At 70.8% G+C, this 14,647-nt stretch carries 17 protein-coding genes and 2 pseudogenes; 8 read left to right on the top strand and 11 right to left on the bottom strand.

Features of this window, described 5'->3' with window-relative positions:
• Positions 1–7: 7 nt before the first annotated feature.
• On the bottom strand, positions 8–367 hold the full coding sequence (locus ACL02U_RS05840; protein ID WP_007383963.1) for an NADH-quinone oxidoreductase subunit A: 360 nt from the start codon (positions 365–367) through the stop codon (positions 8–10).
• 785 nt (positions 368–1,152) lie between these two features.
• On the opposite strand from ACL02U_RS05840, the gene ACL02U_RS05835 reads away from it, so the two are divergent.
• Positions 1,153–1,968: a C40 family peptidase gene (locus ACL02U_RS05835; protein WP_412789555.1), complete on the top strand. Its 816-nt coding sequence runs from the start codon at positions 1,153–1,155 to the stop codon at positions 1,966–1,968.
• Between the two features lie 173 nt (positions 1,969–2,141).
• On the opposite strand, the gene ACL02U_RS05830 is transcribed toward ACL02U_RS05835, so the two are convergent.
• Both ACL02U_RS05830 and ACL02U_RS05825 read right to left on the bottom strand, forming a co-directional pair.
• Positions 2,142–3,884 carry a hypothetical protein gene (locus ACL02U_RS05830; protein ID WP_412789554.1) on the bottom strand — a complete coding sequence of 581 codons (1,743 nt, stop codon included), beginning with the start codon at positions 3,882–3,884 and terminating at the stop codon, positions 2,142–2,144.
• 218 nt (positions 3,885–4,102) lie between these two features.
• Positions 4,103–5,437 (bottom strand): geranylgeranyl reductase family protein, encoded by a 1,335-nt coding sequence (locus ACL02U_RS05825; protein ID WP_412789553.1) that lies wholly within the window; start codon positions 5,435–5,437, stop codon positions 4,103–4,105.
• A gap of 48 nt (positions 5,438–5,485) precedes the next feature.
• Between ACL02U_RS05825 and ACL02U_RS05820 the strand changes: the two genes are divergently transcribed.
• Together ACL02U_RS05820 and ACL02U_RS05815 are read left to right on the top strand one after the other, a co-directional pair.
• Complete coding sequence (locus ACL02U_RS05820) at positions 5,486–5,992, top strand: GNAT family N-acetyltransferase (protein ID WP_412789552.1); 507 nt, start codon at positions 5,486–5,488, stop codon at positions 5,990–5,992.
• Positions 5,993–6,084: 92 nt separating this feature from the next.
• Entirely contained in the window at positions 6,085–6,417 is a 333-nt protein-coding gene (locus ACL02U_RS05815) for a PASTA domain-containing protein (protein ID WP_412789551.1), read from the top strand.
• Positions 6,418–6,448: 31 nt separating this feature from the next.
• On the opposite strand, the gene ACL02U_RS05810 is transcribed toward ACL02U_RS05815, so the two are convergent.
• Positions 6,449–7,144 carry a demethylmenaquinone methyltransferase gene (locus ACL02U_RS05810; protein ID WP_412789550.1) on the bottom strand — a complete coding sequence of 232 codons (696 nt, stop codon included), beginning with the start codon at positions 7,142–7,144 and terminating at the stop codon, positions 6,449–6,451.
• Between the two features lie 280 nt (positions 7,145–7,424).
• On the opposite strand from ACL02U_RS05810, the gene ACL02U_RS05805 reads away from it, so the two are divergent.
• Positions 7,425–8,531 carry a chitinase gene (locus tag ACL02U_RS05805; RefSeq protein ID WP_412789549.1) on the top strand — a complete coding sequence of 369 codons (1,107 nt, stop codon included), beginning with the start codon at positions 7,425–7,427 and terminating at the stop codon, positions 8,529–8,531.
• 106 nt (positions 8,532–8,637) lie between these two features.
• Here ACL02U_RS05805 and ACL02U_RS05800 read toward each other — a convergent pair whose 3' ends face one another.
• Positions 8,638–9,282: an imidazolonepropionase-like domain-containing protein gene (locus ACL02U_RS05800; RefSeq protein WP_412789548.1), complete on the bottom strand. Its 645-nt coding sequence runs from the start codon at positions 9,280–9,282 to the stop codon at positions 8,638–8,640.
• 7 nt (positions 9,283–9,289) lie between these two features.
• Positions 9,290–10,489 carry a cyclic dehypoxanthinyl futalosine synthase gene (gene mqnC / locus ACL02U_RS05795; protein ID WP_412789547.1) on the bottom strand — a complete coding sequence of 400 codons (1,200 nt, stop codon included), beginning with the start codon at positions 10,487–10,489 and terminating at the stop codon, positions 9,290–9,292.
• A 491-nt stretch (positions 10,490–10,980) separates the two neighbouring features.
• On the opposite strand from mqnC, the gene ACL02U_RS05790 reads away from it, so the two are divergent.
• The 4 genes and pseudogenes from ACL02U_RS05790 (at position 10,981) to ACL02U_RS05775 (ending at position 12,635) form a co-directional block, all read left to right on the top strand.
• A complete protein-coding gene (locus ACL02U_RS05790) occupies positions 10,981–11,361 on the top strand; it encodes a DUF6193 family natural product biosynthesis protein (protein WP_412789647.1) in 381 nt (126 codons plus the stop codon).
• Positions 11,300–11,650, top strand: coding sequence for a hypothetical protein (locus ACL02U_RS05785; protein ID WP_412789546.1), 351 nt, complete (start codon positions 11,300–11,302; stop codon positions 11,648–11,650). Before ACL02U_RS05790 ends, ACL02U_RS05785 begins: the two co-directional genes overlap by 62 nt.
• Positions 11,647–12,013: pseudogene (locus tag ACL02U_RS05780) on the top strand (hypothetical protein). Before ACL02U_RS05785 ends, ACL02U_RS05780 begins: the two are co-directional and overlap by 4 nt.
• A gap of 31 nt (positions 12,014–12,044) precedes the next feature.
• Positions 12,045–12,635: an Imm21 family immunity protein gene (locus ACL02U_RS05775; RefSeq protein WP_412789545.1), complete on the top strand. Its 591-nt coding sequence runs from the start codon at positions 12,045–12,047 to the stop codon at positions 12,633–12,635.
• A gap of 46 nt (positions 12,636–12,681) precedes the next feature.
• Here ACL02U_RS05775 and ACL02U_RS05770 read toward each other — a convergent pair whose 3' ends face one another.
• From ACL02U_RS05770 to ACL02U_RS05750, 5 genes and pseudogenes are all read right to left on the bottom strand, one after another.
• Complete coding sequence (locus ACL02U_RS05770) at positions 12,682–13,665, bottom strand: tetratricopeptide repeat protein (protein ID WP_412789544.1); 984 nt, start codon at positions 13,663–13,665, stop codon at positions 12,682–12,684.
• 139 nt (positions 13,666–13,804) lie between these two features.
• Positions 13,805–14,053 carry an IS3 family transposase gene (locus tag ACL02U_RS05765; RefSeq protein ID WP_412789543.1) on the bottom strand — a complete coding sequence of 83 codons (249 nt, stop codon included), beginning with the start codon at positions 14,051–14,053 and terminating at the stop codon, positions 13,805–13,807.
• A complete protein-coding gene (locus tag ACL02U_RS05760; protein WP_412789542.1) occupies positions 14,050–14,193 on the bottom strand; it encodes a hypothetical protein in 144 nt (47 codons plus the stop codon). Before ACL02U_RS05760 ends, ACL02U_RS05765 begins: the two co-directional genes overlap by 4 nt.
• Positions 14,194–14,286: pseudogene (locus ACL02U_RS05755) on the bottom strand (hypothetical protein); the annotation flags it as partial.
• 22 nt (positions 14,287–14,308) lie between these two features.
• The gene (locus ACL02U_RS05750; RefSeq protein ID WP_412789541.1) at positions 14,309–14,461 is read right to left on the bottom strand and encodes a hypothetical protein; all 153 of its coding nucleotides are present in this window, start codon (positions 14,459–14,461) and stop codon (positions 14,309–14,311) included.
• Positions 14,462–14,647 lie beyond the last annotated feature (186 nt).

Raw genomic sequence — 14,647 nt, 5'->3', positions numbered from 1 at the left:
AGGCCCCTCAGTCCCATTCCAGGCCGCCGCGCCGCCAGACGTACGCGTACGCGACGAAGACGGTGAGCACGAAGAGCAGCATCTCCACGAGCCCGAAAACCCCGAGGGCGTCGAAGGTGACGGCCCAGGGGTAGAGGAAGACGATCTCGATGTCGAAGACGATGAAGAGCATCGCCGTCAGGTAGTACTTGATGGGGAAGCGCCCGCCGCCGGCCGGCGTGGGGGTCGGCTCGATGCCGCACTCGTAGGCTTCGAGTTTGGCGCGGTTGTACCGCTTCGGACCGATCAGCGTGGCCATGACCACGGAGAAGATCGCAAAGCCTGCCCCGAGGGCTCCCAGTACGAGGATGGGCGCATACGCGTTCACCGCTCCTCGCTCCTCTCAGTCGGCACTGACTGCTGGCGGTTGCGGCCGGGCTCACTCACGCCTCGCCAGTCCCACGAACCCCGCTTGTCCCGGCGAAGATCGAGAACATGTGAAGCAGGTCACAAGCCCAGTCGCCACGCATCCTATGCCCGTAGGTCTGTGATCTGCGACACGGGGTATTGCACAAGCTTTGTGATCTCCACCACCTGACGAACGATCATGAAGTCGGATGAGCGGTGATCTTCGCACAGGAAGCGTCCGAGTGATCACCAGAGGTGACATTTTCGCTCATCGGACCAGCTCAGAGAGGGCGCCTCAATATCAAGACGTTTCCTCTGCAAGCAAATTGGTGCTGGACCCGCCCACTTGATAGGGGACGCGTTCACACGTCAGGGGGATCCGGGCGGCGGCCCGTGGACGCGTGCACACGTTCACGAAGTACCACCGACGAGATCCGGCCACGACCGGACGGCGATCCGGCGACCCCCGCACCCCGATGCGCGCGCGACGCATCCGCCGCGGTGACCGTTCCGTGACCTCCGCCACACCGCGGGAGGCGGCCGGGAAGCGGGCTTGGCCACCGAACGCGACCAGTGGTAAGCGCGGTGCAATTCGGGCGTAATCGCGAAAGTGCGTGATCAAAGCCGTGACAGACCCTGTCCGCAATGTCCGTTAGGGCGTCAATAAAGAACAACACGCCTGGGATTCGGGGTCGCGATTGAGTAACTGTGGCGGACCACACGTTTCTTGAAGATATGGAGGACCCCCTGATACCCGTTGGTGCCATGTCCCACACTGCTCACATACGCAGCCACCGGAAGCCCCGCCGCAACGCGTCCAGAATCGCGATGCGGGCCGGGGTTGCCGGTGGCGTCCTCAGCACCCTGGCAGTGGCCAGCGCCTCGGCCTCGGCGAGCGCCGCCGAGTCCGAGACGACGCAGACCATGGAACTGCCCACCCTGACGGCCGACCTGGCCGCTCAGGTCGCGCAGTCCGCGGAGGCGACCCAGCAGGCCGCCGCGGACTACGAGCTGCAGGCCGAGCGTGACGCGGCAGCCGCGAAGGCGGCGAAGCAGGCCGAGGCCAACCTGGCGGAAGCGAAGAAGAAGGCCGCGGAGGCCAAGAAGAAGGCCGAGGAGGCCGCCCGCAAGGAGGCCGCCGAGCGTGCCTCCCGCAGCGCCGCGCGCCCCACCCTCACCGCCACCACGAGCAGCGCCCCCGCCGCCACCCACACCTCCACCGCGACCGGTTCCGCGGCCGCCGTGATCTCCTTCGTCAAGGCCCAGCTCGGGGACGCCTACGTCTCCGGGGGCACCGGCCCCAACTCGTGGGACTGCTCGGGCCTGGTGCAGGCCGCGTTCCGGCAGGTCGGCGTGGACCTGCCGCGGGTCTCGCAGTCGCAGTCGACCGCGGGCACCCAGGTGTCGCTGAGCAGTCTCCAGCCGGGCGACATCCTCTACTGGGGATCGGCGGGCAGCGCCTACCACGTGGCCGTGTACGTCGGCGACGGCATGTTCGTCGGCGCGCAGAACCCGTCCTCGGGCGTCGTGGAGAAGCCGCTGTCGTACGACCCGCCGTCCGGCGCGGTGCGGGTGCTCTGAGGCGACCCGCGCACCGTACGTACGGCGAAGGACCGCAGCCGCTCGGGGGCTGCGGTCCTTCGCCGTACGTAGCGCGGGCCCCCGTCCGGGCACGCGGGCCCCGGGGCCGGTCCGACGGACCGGCGGACCGGCGGACCGGCGGACCGGCGGACCGGCCCCGGGGGTACCGCGGCTCAGGCGGTGTGGCCGGTGCGCGCCTCGCGACGGCGCAGGAACAGGAAGAGGCCCGTGCCGAGCCCCAGCGCCAGCAGCGCGCTGCCGGCGATCAGCGCCACGCCTCCGGCGCCGGTCGAGGCCAGCCCGCCGTGGGCGTCCGCGCCGGCGTCGCCGCCGGAGGTGCCGCCCGCGGTCGTGCCCGAGGTGCCGGCGCCGCCGTCGGTGCCGGACGCGGAGCCGCCCGAGCTGCCGCTCGACGAGCCTGCGCTCGACGAGCCACCGGACTGCGTACCGCCGTCAGTGGTGGAGCCGCCGGTGGTGGAGCCGCCGGTGGTGGAGCCGCCGCCCGCGGTGGAGCCGCCGGTGGCGTTCAGCACGATCCAGGCGGAGTCGTTGGACGGGTCCGACTCCCGGGGGTTGTCCCAGTCGGGCAGCGCGACCTGCGCCTTGGCGTCCGGCACGACCCGGTCGATGCGCAGCTCGAACGGGAAGTCGATCCTGGCGTCCTCCAGCAGCGGGGTGTCCACCCAGCAGCGGTAGCCCTTCCGGCCGTCGTTGAGGGTGGACTTCCAGCAGGCGTCCGGGGCCTGGGTGACGGTCGCCCCCTCGGGGACGTGCACCGAGAAGCCGAGCGGCTCACCGCCGGAGCGCAGGGCGCTGATCCAGGCCGGGCCGTTGTTGCGGAAGCCGACGACCGCCTGGACGGTCTCACCCGCCCTGCCGCTCACCGAGGCGCCGGTGAGCTGCAGGTCGTAGGTGTTGGTGCGCGGCAGGTCCACCTCGGCGAAGTGGGTGTAGTCCGCGGGGTCGGCGCCGGACACCTTCGTCAGGGTGAGGTCCGGGCCGGTGCCCTGCCGGTAGCTCTTGGCGGAGCGCAGCGCCTTCGCCTCGCTCGGGCTGACCGCCGTGAACCCGTAGTTGAAGATGTCGTTCAGGGCGAACCCGGCGGTCTTCACCTTGAGCGGCTCGCTCAGCGCGTAGGCCTCGCCCGGACCGATGGTGTCGGGGAAGGTGCACAGCGCCTCGCTGCCCTGGTGCAGCAGGGAGCCGGTCGTCGTCTCGGTGTAGGCGCAGTTGCCGTACGAGTCGGGGAAGGACAGGCCACGGGAGCCGTGGAAGCGCAGCACGGCACCCTCGGAGGGCATGCTGCCCCGGTTGCGCAGGCCCAGGTTCGCCTCGTAGGTGTCGCCCGCCTTGAAGTCCTGGGACAGGGACAGTTTGCGGTTGGCGAACTCGGGGCCGCCCACCAGCACGTCGATGGTGAGCGGGGTGAACGCCAGCCCGTCGCCCTCGCCGGTGACGGTGATCGAACCGAAGTCGCCGACCTCGCTGTCGTCGCCGACATCGAGCCGGATGCCGCCGAGCGAGTTGGCGGCCTCCCCGGCGAACAGCTGGTCGCCCGTGCACGTCGCGACCAGTCCGTCGACGTCGCAGGGCAGCTTGACGTCGGCCACGCCGGCCAGCTTCGAGGCGTCGATGCGGATCTTGTAGGCGCCGCTGAACACCTCCGTGGGGACACCGTCGTCGCTGTCCTCCCCCGGTGCCTTCAGGTGCAGATGGACCTGGGGCTCCGTCGGCCGGCCGTTGCCGGACTGGAGGGACAGGTCGACCCGGCCCTTGCCGGTGATCGCCACGGGCAGCGGTTCGCCGTCCGCGGCCTGGGCCGTCCCGGCTAGGCCGACCGCGGCCAGCCCCGCGGCCGCCAGCAGCCCCAGAGCTCTCCGCGACCCCCGTCGCCGGCCCATTGCCTGGTGTCTCATCAAGCACTCTCTCGTCGAACGGAAGCGCCCTGAGCGGGCACACCCCCTTCGACCCCTCGCGTTACCGGCGAGTTGCGCACAGCGGCATCACAGGAGGGACACGGCACGGTATACTCGGCGGGCCCTCCGGCCGGCCGCGCCGCGGCCGCCGTCGGGCGTCGGTGTCTCAGGGCTCAGGAGCTCAGGTCTCAGGAACTCAGGGCGCAGGAACTCAGGTCTCAGGCCTTCGGGGCCGCCTTGCTCAGACCGTTGATGATGCGGTCCATGGCGTCACCGCCCGTCGGGTCGGTGAGGTTGGCCAGGAGTTTGAGGGTGAACCTCATCAGCACCGGGTGGGACAGGCCGCGCTGGGTGGCGATCTGCATGACCTTCGGGTTGCCGATGAGCTTCACGAAGGCGCGGCCGAGGTTGTAGTAGCCGCCGTAGGTGTCCCTCAGCACCCGCGGGTAGCCCTGCAGGGCCAGTTCGCGCTGGCCGGGCGTGGAGCGGGCGTGCGCCTGGACGATGACGTCGGCGGCGAGCTGCCCGGACTCCATGGCGTAGGCGATGCCCTCACCGTTGAAGGGGTTCACCAGGCCGCCCGCGTCGCCGACCAGCAGCAGGCCGCGGGTGTAGTGGGGCTTGCGGTTGAAGGCCATCGGCAGGGCGGCACCGCGGATGGGGCCCGTCATGTTGTCGGGGGTGTACCCCCAGTCCTCCGGCATGGACGCGCACCAGGCCTTGAGGATCTCGCGCCAGTCGAGCTCCTTGAAGGCGGCGGAGGTGTTGAGCACGCCCAGGCCGACGTTCGAGGTGCCGTCGCCCATGCCGAAGATCCAGCCGTAGCCGGGCAGCAGCCGGTCCTGCGGGCCCCTGCGGTCCCACAGCTCCAGCCAGGACTCCAGGTAGTCGTCGTCGTGGCGCGGGGAGGTGAAGTACGTCCGCACGGCGACGCCCATCGGGCGGTCCTCGCGCCGGTGCAGGCCCATCGCCAGGGACAGCCGGGTGGAGTTGCCGTCGGCGGCCACCACCAGCGGTGCGTGGAAGCTCACCTCGCGCTTGTCCTCGCCGAGCTTGGCGGTGACGCCGGTGATGCGGCCGGTGCGGTCGTCGACCAGGGGGCCGGAGACGTTGCAGCGCTCGTACAGCCGGGCGCCCGCCTTCTGGGCCTGCCGGGCGAGCTGCTCGTCGAAGTCGTCGCGCTTGCGGACCAGTCCGTAGTCCGGGAAGGAGGCCAGATCCGGCCAGTCCAGCTGGAGCCGCACACCGCCGCCGATGATGCGCAGGCCCTTGTTGCGCAGCCAGCCGGCCTCCTCGGAGATGTCGATGCCCATCGACACGAGCTGCTTGACGGCACGCGGCGTCAGGCCGTCGCCGCAGACCTTCTCCCGGGGGAACTCGGTCTTCTCCAGCAGCAGTACGTCGAGTCCGGAGCGGGCCAGGTGGTAAGCCGTGGTGGAGCCGGCCGGCCCCGCGCCCACGACGATCACATCGGCGGTGTTCTCGGAGAGGGGCTCGGTCACGGCGGGTTCTCCCCAAAGCTCTAAATCTGCGTGCCGGCGGGCACTGGACATGGGCAGTCTATTCAGCACAATCGATCAACCGGCTGAAGGGTTGCCCCCGTGAACCGAACTCTCCCCGTGGTAAGGCTGCGCGTCCCCACCGACGAGGACGCCGTGGCCTGGCACAGGGTCTTCGACCACCCCGACGTGATGGAGTTCCACGGCGGGAGGTCCGCGCAACCGTACGTCTACGAGGAACTCACCGCGCGCCAGCGCCGGCACGACGCCGAGCTCGGCTTCTGCCTGTGGACCGTGCTGGACGGGGAGGACCGGGTCCTCGGGTTCACGGGTGCGCAGCCGTGGCCCTGGGAGTGGGGGCCGAAGGGCGAGATCGAGATCGGGTGGCGGCTCGGGCGGGAGTACTGGGGCAAGGGGTACGTGACCGCGGCCGCGATGATGACGCTGGAGCGGCTGCGCGCGGCACGGGTGGCCGGCGTGGTGGCCATGGTCGACGCCCGCAACGCCCGTTCCATCGCGGTGACCCGGCGACTGGGGATGCGGCTGGCGGAGACGTTCACGATCCCGAAGGCGGAGCGGCAGGGGCACTGCTACCGCCTGAAGTTGTAACGGAGAGTGACTGACTGTCACAGAAAGCCACTTTCCGCTTCCGGAGGGCACCCCCGACGGCTACGCTGCCGCTACCGCTGGGGGTGAGATCCATGCGCATACCGCCCGATACGCCCGAAGTGCGCGTGCCCAGGCTGGTCGGCCTGGCGGCCGTGGACGCGCGGCAGGCGGCCCGGGCCCGGGGCCTCCTCCTGGACGCGCCGGACCGGCCCGACCTCGATCTCGCGGTCGTCGACCACGTCGTCCGCCAGTACCCGCCGCCGGGCGCCGAGGTGCCGCGGGACTCCGTGGTGCTGGTGTGGTTCGACCTCGGGGAGGGCGAGGGCGGGGGCGGGGTGCGCGAACCCCTCGTCCCGCAGCCGCCCCGGGGCGGGATGCAGCGGGAACTGGGCGAGCCGGAGGGGCCGTACGCCTTCGTGCACTGACCCGTACGCCTTCGTGCGCCGACCCGCCGGTTCAGCTCTCCTTGAAACCCCGGTGCAGGGCCACGATGCCTCCGCTGAGGTTGCGCCAGGCCACCTTCGACCATCCGGCTCCGCGCAGCCGCTCGGCGAGGGCGCTCTGATCGGGCCAGGCGCGGATGGACTCGGCGAGGTAGACGTAGGCGTCCGGGCTGGAGGACACCGCGCGGGCCAGCGGCGGCAGGGCGCGCATCAGGTACTCGGTGTAGACGGTCCGGAACGGTGCCCACGTCGGCTGCGAGAACTCGCAGATGACCACGCGTCCGCCGGGCCTGGTCACCCGGTGCATCTCGCGCAGGGCGGAGTCCGTGTCCTGGACGTTGCGCAGCCCGAAGGAGATCGTCACCGCGTCGAAGCTGTCGTCGCGGAAGGGCAGCCGCGTCGCGTCGCCCGCGGTGTACGGCAGCCAGGCCCGGCGCTCCTTGCCGACCTGGAGCATGCCGAGCGAGAAGTCGCAGGGGACGACGTAGGCGCCGGTGCGGGCGAAGGGCAGCGAGGAGGTACCCGTGCCGGCCGCGAGGTCCAGCACCTTCTGCGCGGGACGAGCGTCGACCGCCCGTGCGACCTCCCTGCGCCATCGGCGGTCCTGACCGAGGGACAGCACGTCGTTGGCGAGGTCGTACTTCTCCGCCACGTCGTCGAACATCGAGGCGACTTCGTGCGGCTGCTTGTCCAGGGATGCGCGGGTCACGGGCCCCATTGTTGCAGCAGGGCCGCCCGGCTCCGGGCACGGCCGCCCCTTCGGCCACGGGCGCGGAGCCCGGCAGGCACAGTCGCACAGGCACAGGCACAGGCACGCGCGCAGGCACAGGCACAGGCACAGGCACTCATATGGTCTGCAATCCGTTTTTCTGCTGACCTGCCGTCGAGAAGTGCGCCAGGCTGTCCTCCTGCCGAGAACCGCCACGGCGGCCCGTGCGGACCCGACCGGGCCGCTCGGACACACCACCCGGGCATGCGAGGTGCGCGCCATGAGGACATTCCCCCTGACGTGGGTGTCGGCGCTGGTCTGCCTGCTCGCCCTGACCGCGGCGGGCTCCGCACCGGAACCCGGCGCCGGCCGCGCCTCCACCCGGGCCGCGTCCTCCACCACCGGCTACGCCCCCTACGTCAGCGCCACCGCGGCCTCCGCGAACGATGCGGCGGGTGCGCCGACGGCGTACCACCTGGCGTTCGTCGTCTCCGACGGCAGCGGCTGCACGCCGACGTGGAACGGCACGGACGCACTCGGCGACCCGGCCGTCGCGTCCCGGATCGCCCGCCTCACGGGGCGCGGTGCAGCCCTGCGGGTGTCGTTCGGCGGTTCCTCGGGCGAGGAGCTCGCCTCGGCCTGCGGCAGCGCGTCCGCGCTGGCGCAGGCGTACGGCACCGCCCTGGACGCGGCGGGCGCCGACCAGGCCGACTTCGACGTCGAGGGCGGGGAACCGGCCGACGCCCGCTCCGTCGCCCGGCGTTCGGCGGCGGTCGCACGGCTCCAGTGGCAACGCCCAGGCCTCGCGGTCTCCTTCACGCTACCGGTGATGCCGTACGGACTCGACGGCGACGCCGTGGCGCTGCTGGAGTCCGCCGAGGAACACGGCGTGCGGGTGTCCGCCGTCAACCTCATGACGATGGATTACGCCGACTCGTACACCGGCGACATGGGCGACTACGCCGTTGCCGCCGCCACAGCCGCGCACGCCCAGCTTCGCCGGGTGTTCGGGCTGTCCGAGGCGGCCGCCTGGCGGGAGATGGCGCTCACCTCGATGATCGGCGCCAACGACGTCGCCGGGGAAACCTTCACTCTCGCGGACGCCGCCCGGGTGCGGGCCTTCGCCGAGCGGAACGGCATGGCCTGGGTGTCGATGTGGGCTTCCTTCCGCGACCGCCAGTGCGGGGACGGCCCCCGGGACGCCGCGGCGGGCACCGCCGACGGCGGGGGCGGAGACGACGGCGGGGGCGGGGCCGACGGCAGAGGAGGGGCCGAGGATGCGGCCGAGGACGGGGGCGCCACCGATCCGGCGACGAACTGCTCCGGCGTGCAGCAGGAGGCGGGGGCGTTCGCGCGGGCGCTCTCCGGCATGCACGAGTCCGGCTGACCCGGCCCGGCGCCCCGGGTGCGCGGACTGCCCCGGGAAGACGCGGGGGCCCCGACCGGCGCGCGGACTGCGACCGGCACGCGGACTGAGACGGGCGGGGGACGGCTCAGCGCCGGCGGTGGACCAGTCGGCCGGCGACGACCGTGGCCACGCAGCAGGCGGCGCCGCGCGTGGTGAGCGCGGCCTCGTCGGGGGCGTCGAACACGGCGAACGTGGCCTCCGCCCCGGGGAGCGGCAGCGGCGTCGGCACCGCCTCCGCCAGACTCCGCCCGGCCAGCGGATCGAGACACGCCCGGCCGGGCGGATCCGCGAACCGCTCCTCGGTCGCCAACCCCGCCCGGTGCACGGCGTCCACCACCGCGGGCCGTCGCAGCGCACCCGCCACCGCGACCGTGCCGTGGGCAAGCATCCGCTGCACCCCCCGCCGCGCACTGGCACCCCAGCGGGCCTCGGTCATCGCCAGCCCGGCGAGCACGTCGCCGGTGAGCGGCTCGGTGCCCAGCTCAGCGGCCTCCCGCGGGTCGGGATGGTAGGCCTGCTCCAGCAGTTCGGGCCCGTACGGATTGCGCAGGCCCGGAGCGATCAGCCCCGGCCAGCGGCGGACGCGGGCCGTCGGGTTGCGGGCCGCCAGTTCCTCGTACGGTCCGACCGCGGCGACCTCCCGGCCCGCGACGACGACCGCGCCACCGGGCACGGAGGGCCGCCGCGGGTCGCCGGGCAGCAGGAGGTCCGCGGCGTGGATCGTCAGCATGCGGGGGTCAGCTCGGCGCGAGCAGCTTCAGCTCGGGGTGGGCGGTGCCGCCCTCGATCGCCGTGGACGAGATGTGCGAGACGACGCGCTCGTCGACGGGGTCGTTCGCCGGGTCGTCGTGCACGACCAGGTGCTCGTACGTCGTCGCCCGCTGCGCCGGGACGCGCCCCGCCCGCCGGATCAGGTCGATGATCTCCAGGCGGTTGGAGCGGTGCTTGGCCCCGGCGGAGGACACCACGTTCTCCTCCAGCATGATCGACCCGAGGTCGTCCGCGCCGTAGTGCAGGGAGAGCTGGCCGACCTCCTTGCCGGTGGTGAGCCAGGAGCCCTGGATGTGCGCCACGTTGTCGAGGAACAGCCGGGCGACGGCGATCATCCGCAGGTACTCGAAGAGGGTGGCCTGCGTACGGCCCTTGAGGTGGTTGTTCTCGGGCTGGTAGGTGTACGGGATGAAGGCGCGGAAGCCGCCGGTGCGGTCCTGCGCGTCGCGGATCATCCGCAGGTGCTCGATCCGCTCGGCGTTGGTCTCGCCGGTGCCCATCAGCATCGTGGAGGTCGACTCCACTCCGAGCCGGTGCGCGGCCTCCATGATCTCCAGCCAGCGCTCCCCGGACTCCTTCAGCGGGGCGATGGCCTTGCGCGGCCGCTCCGGCAGGAGCTCCGCGCCGGCGCCGGCGAAGGAGTCCAGGCCGGCCTCGTGGATGCGGGTGATGGCCTCCTCCACCGACACCCCGGAGATGCGGGCCATGTGCTCGACCTCGCTCGCCCCCAGACTGTGGATGACGAGCTGCGGGAAGGCGTCCTTGATGGCCCGGAAGTGCTTCTCGTAGTACTCGACGCCGTAGTCCGGGTGGTGCCCGCCCTGGAACATGATCTGCGTGCCGCCCAGCTCCACGGTCTCGGCGCACCGGCGCAGGATGTCGTCGAGGTCGCGGGTCCAGCCCTTGCCGGTGTCCTTGGGGGCGGCGTAGAAGGCGCAGAACCGGCACGCCGTGACGCACACGTTGGTGTAGTTGATGTTCCGCTCGATGATGTACGTGGCGATGTGCTCGGTGCCCGCGTACCGGCGGCGGCGCACCGCGTCGGCGGCGGCGCCCAGCGCGTGCAGCGGCGCGTCGCGGTAGAGGTCGAGCGCTTCCCCGGGCGTGATCCGCCCGCCCGCGGCAGCACGGTCGAGGACGGACTGGAGGTCGGCCTTCTCGGTCACCGGGGCGTCCCCTTCGTCGAGGGTGTCGGGTACGGACCGAACCAGCCTACGTCAGGTGTTTCGCGACCCCGAGGTCAGCCCGTACCGGCTGTAGGCTCCGGGATCTTCTGGCTCCTGGGGGTCAGCGCGACCTGGGCGCCCTTGAGGCGTCCAGCGGACTGGCCCACGGCATCGTCCAGGTCTCATGTCCCTCTTGATCGGTCCCTCGTGGCCACGGCGATCAAGGAAACGTTTCCAGCCCTCGCGTGCTTCCAGTCTGTGGCAACAGCCGCCGGACTGGAAACCGATGAGGCTTGCCGGTTCGGCGAGCACCAGTGCGACGGAGCGTGACTTCGGTCCCTCACCGCAGGGGCGGCTCTGCGCCTGGAATGAGCAAGGCCATGGTGGCGCCACAGATCCCCGCTGACTGGCCTGGAACAGTGCATGTCGTCGTTGGATGAGTTGCGGGCCTTACTGGGCAAGCCCGCGGACCGACCTGGGACGTCCCCTGCATCCAACCCTGCGCCGGGAAGCGGTACTGGGTCTCCGGGCCGCTGCGCACGCAGACGGTCGGGCCGGCCCAGGATGCTGCCGAAGCGGTCGCGATGGTGGTCGAGCGGCTCCCAGCAAGCTGCCCCCGGCCTTCCTCGGCAGCCCGGAGGCGCTCGCCGCTCACGAGGCCCAGTCGGCCGACTCCGCTGGTTGATGAACCGCCGATGCGGCACCGAAACCCGCCGCGTCTTCACAAAGGTCACGATCCCTGCGGCTCTGATCGCAAATACGATGCATCGTCACACACCCGACCTATCCGCTGGCGGCGATCATGGTGCTATGACGACGTGGATCCAGGCCCACTCTGCCCAGGACGACATCTGGTCCTACTTCGAACTTGACGACGACGGATGGGCACAGCGGCAGGTTGACCTTGAAGGGGCGGCCCGCTTGCCGGTGACAGCGGCCTCGCTCAAGGAGGTTCTCGGCCTCAGGGACCATGCCGATCTTGTCACCTTGTCCGCCTACGAGCGGAGATACGGGGTCCTGGCCGAGGGCTGCCTCAACGGCTGGCAAGAATCCGACGGTGTCGCCGTGATCACTCGGGATAAGTTCGAACGGATCTGGCTCGAGGGCCGCCTGCGCCTGGAGTCGACCGACGGGCCGAAGGCGCACGAGGGGACACGATGATCTCGGACTACCAGCAGCGCCTGCGAGAGCGGTTCCTGTCTGCCCCACAAACTCCCCCACCAGGCCCCTGGCGCCCCGTCCTGGACCGACGCACCCCCATAGGCGGACTGCTCGGGGTCGGCTTCGCCGTCGCCCCCGACACCGGCCACGACCTGGTCATGGTGGTCTCCGTCGACGGCCACGGGCTATTCGACGCCGTTACCGGCGGAAAGATCGCCCGAAACCGCGATCAACTACTCCGAACTGCGGGCCGCCGGCTTCTCGCCGTCGGGGCGTACTCTCGCGGTTGCCACCAGCAGCGACCTCACGCTCTGGACCCGTCCGGGGCCCGCAGCAGAGCCTCGGGTTCAGGCCAGCGCATGAGGTTGTCATCGGGTAGCGGCACCATGTCCGCATGAGCGACAACCCCGAAACCCCTCGTCACGGGCGTGATCTGGCCTGGGTGCGATCCATGGGCGGTCCGCTGGTCGTCATCCCGGTGTCCGCGGTCCACTTGTGGGGCGGATGCACCGAGGAGGGCGTGATCCTCGGAGGCACGGACGTGCCGGACGACTACGACCGCGCATGCTCGGTCGAGGAATTCGCCGGGGTGATCGGACTGCGCGACGGCGACAAGGGCGCGCTGGTGCTGGGCGACGAGCCTGCCACGACCTGCTACCTGCCCGACCAGAGGATCTTCCTGCGCTGGCTCGCCGCTGACTCCGACGTCGAACTGTTCGCTGCCGCAGAGGCCGTGCTGAGCGACCCCGCCACCCCGTGGGAGGAGTGTGGAACGTGGGAGACCGATGGCCCGGCCGTTCTCATGGACTCAGCCGAGGCGGGGAGCGATCTGGGCGTGCCCTACCCCACGGGCGGAGGCCAGCCTGATGAAGCCCCGGTCCTCATTGCCGCTGGACGATGGCGCATCCGTGCATTCCACAAGTGCGACGAGTTCCCCTGGGTGGGCGTGGTCCAACTCCTTCCGGAAGACCACGGCGGTTCCTGACGCACACGGCCGCGGCTCGCTATCGGCCGCCGCCCGGGGCCTTGCGTCAGCTGTTCTGGAAGCGGCGAGCCTCGGTGATGAGTTCGGCGGGCAGAGCAGGACCAGCGCAGGCGTGATCAATGAGCAGGCCCCGGTACGAGTCGTTCGGTAGGTGCGGTGCCAGTTCGATGAGTTCGCGCAGGTCGTCGGGCGAGCCCGTGAGCCGGGCACGGTAGGCAGCCCCCGCCGCTCGAAGGGTGACCTCGGTCGGCTCGTGCTCCAGCCCCTGATCGATGAGCTGGACTGCGGTGGTGAAGTCGCCCTGTTCGACACATAGGTCGGCCAGGTCGAGGTACAGCGACCAGTTGGTCGGGTCCAGGGTGAGAGCGCGCTGGAACGCCGCCGCGGTCTGCTCGGTGTCCCCCAGCTTGCGCCACGTCCCTGCTCGCACGACTTCGGTCAGCATGATCCGCTGGATAGCATCCGCCCGATCGCAAAGGTCGAATGACGCATCGGTGAGACCGCAGGCCCGCAGGAAGATCGCCATCTTGGCCATCGCCTCGGGCACCGGCTCGCGGGCACAGATCACGTCGATCAGATCGAACCAGGGGCGAAGTCCGTCCAGCATGCCGGGGGTGTCCAAAGGATGGCCGTAGTCCGTCGTCCGCATCGCGGCCTCGGCCAGCGCGTTGGCAGTCACCGCCTCCCGGAACCGGGCATCGCCGAACCAGGGAGCGGTGGCCCAGGCAATGGTGGGTTGCGCGCCCGTGACCGCGCCGATCCCGATCACCGCGCTGTCCATGTCGTTCTCGAGGAAGCTGACGTACGACTGCGCCAGCACCGCTCTCAGGGAGTTCGCGCCCCGAAGGACCTCAGCCAGGTCCGCCCGCTGTTCCTCCCACAGTTCGGCGAGCACCACGTAGGGTTCCGGGTTCTCAGGCGAGGCACTGATGGCGCCAGCCACGTAGTGCACGGCTGCCGCAGGGCTGCCACCACAATGTGCCATCACCCGTGCAAGGCCGACTCCGGCGGCCGCCGCTCGATTCACCATCAGCCGAGGATAGTAGAGACTCACATCACCCCGTCAGGGTGTCGATCAACGTCAGGGGGACTCGTCGACGGCCGCGCAGGGCGGCGGTCGGTCGCGTCCGCCGCTGACGGTGGTGGTCACTAGCCTGGCAGCGTGACGCCTACCGATGATCGACCGTCTCCCTGAGCTCGGCGGTCACCCTCGGGGAGCCGTAGGCGCCGCCGGATTCCGCGTGGACCGCGCGAATCCTCGCGGCCAGGCGCTGGTCGGCCCGCTGCCGGGCACTTCTGGCCTCGCGGCCGGCCAGCCACTTGCAGTAGCTGGACCTGTTCACCTCCAGGACCTCGCAGAGCCGCTTCACCTCGAAGGCGTCCCGGTCGTCGTCGACGAACTGGAAGCGGCTCCTCACCAGTTCGTCTCCCCGGCGAAATACTTGGCCGCCTTGCGGAGTATCTCCCGCTCGGTCGCGAGCTTGCGCTCGCTGGCCTCGAGTTCGGCCACCCGGGCCTCGAGCTGCCGGATCCGCTCGTCCGGTTCCGCGGACGGCATCACCTGCGTGGGACGGGCCGCAGTCCTGGTGTCCCGGGCTGTGGCCGGGCCGGCGCCGCGGCGTTCGCGGTCCCGCAGTACCCAATTCCGCAGTGTGTTCCTGTTGATGCCCAGGTCAGCGGCGATGCTCTTGTACGTTGCCCTGGGTGTGGACTCGTACAGGGCCCACGGCGTCGGCCTTGAACTCGTCCGAGTAGTCCTTCATCGCCATCGGCGGTCTTCTCGCTTCCTCCGGATCAAGCAGATCCAGTATCAGCGTGTCCACCACTCAGGGGGAGGCTCCCAGGCCGCACGCCCCACCCCAAGGCTCAGTTCCGGACCGAACCCGGCCCGAACGAATGCAACTCCGGTTACTGAGTGCAACCCAGGGAGACAGCCGATGCTCGCTGCCCATCTGCTCCAGAACTACCCCGAAGGGGTGAATGTCCAGCATTCGCGTCCCATGGGCCAGACA

This window comes from Streptomyces sp. MS06, assembly GCF_047200655.1.
Lineage (GTDB): Bacteria > Actinomycetota > Actinomycetes > Streptomycetales > Streptomycetaceae > Streptomyces.
This window is presented reverse-complemented; position numbering and strand designations above follow the sequence as displayed.

What these genes read in the sequence shown, in the direction of transcription:
- ACL02U_RS05815 (WP_412789551.1), top strand. Translation starts at nt 6,085, where the DNA reads ATGCGCATACCGCCCGATACGCCCGAAGTGCGCGTGCCCAGGCTGGTC.
- ACL02U_RS05775 (WP_412789545.1), top strand. Translation starts at nt 12,045, where the DNA reads ATGAGCGACAACCCCGAAACCCCTCGTCACGGGCGTGATCTGGCCTGG.
- ACL02U_RS05835 (WP_412789555.1), top strand. Translation starts at nt 1,153, where the DNA reads ATGTCCCACACTGCTCACATACGCAGCCACCGGAAGCCCCGCCGCAAC.
- ACL02U_RS05830 (WP_412789554.1), bottom strand. Translation starts at nt 3,884, where the DNA reads ATGAGACACCAGGCAATGGGCCGGCGACGGGGGTCGCGGAGAGCTCTG.
- ACL02U_RS05800 (WP_412789548.1), bottom strand. Translation starts at nt 9,282, where the DNA reads ATGCTGACGATCCACGCCGCGGACCTCCTGCTGCCCGGCGACCCGCGG.
- ACL02U_RS05770 (WP_412789544.1), bottom strand. Translation starts at nt 13,665, where the DNA reads ATGGTGAATCGAGCGGCGGCCGCCGGAGTCGGCCTTGCACGGGTGATG.
- ACL02U_RS05760 (WP_412789542.1), bottom strand. Translation starts at nt 14,193, where the DNA reads ATGCCGTCCGCGGAACCGGACGAGCGGATCCGGCAGCTCGAGGCCCGG.
- ACL02U_RS05825 (WP_412789553.1), bottom strand. Translation starts at nt 5,437, where the DNA reads ATGTCCAGTGCCCGCCGGCACGCAGATTTAGAGCTTTGGGGAGAACCC.
- ACL02U_RS05785 (WP_412789546.1), top strand. Translation starts at nt 11,300, where the DNA reads ATGACGACGTGGATCCAGGCCCACTCTGCCCAGGACGACATCTGGTCC.
- ACL02U_RS05805 (WP_412789549.1), top strand. Translation starts at nt 7,425, where the DNA reads ATGAGGACATTCCCCCTGACGTGGGTGTCGGCGCTGGTCTGCCTGCTC.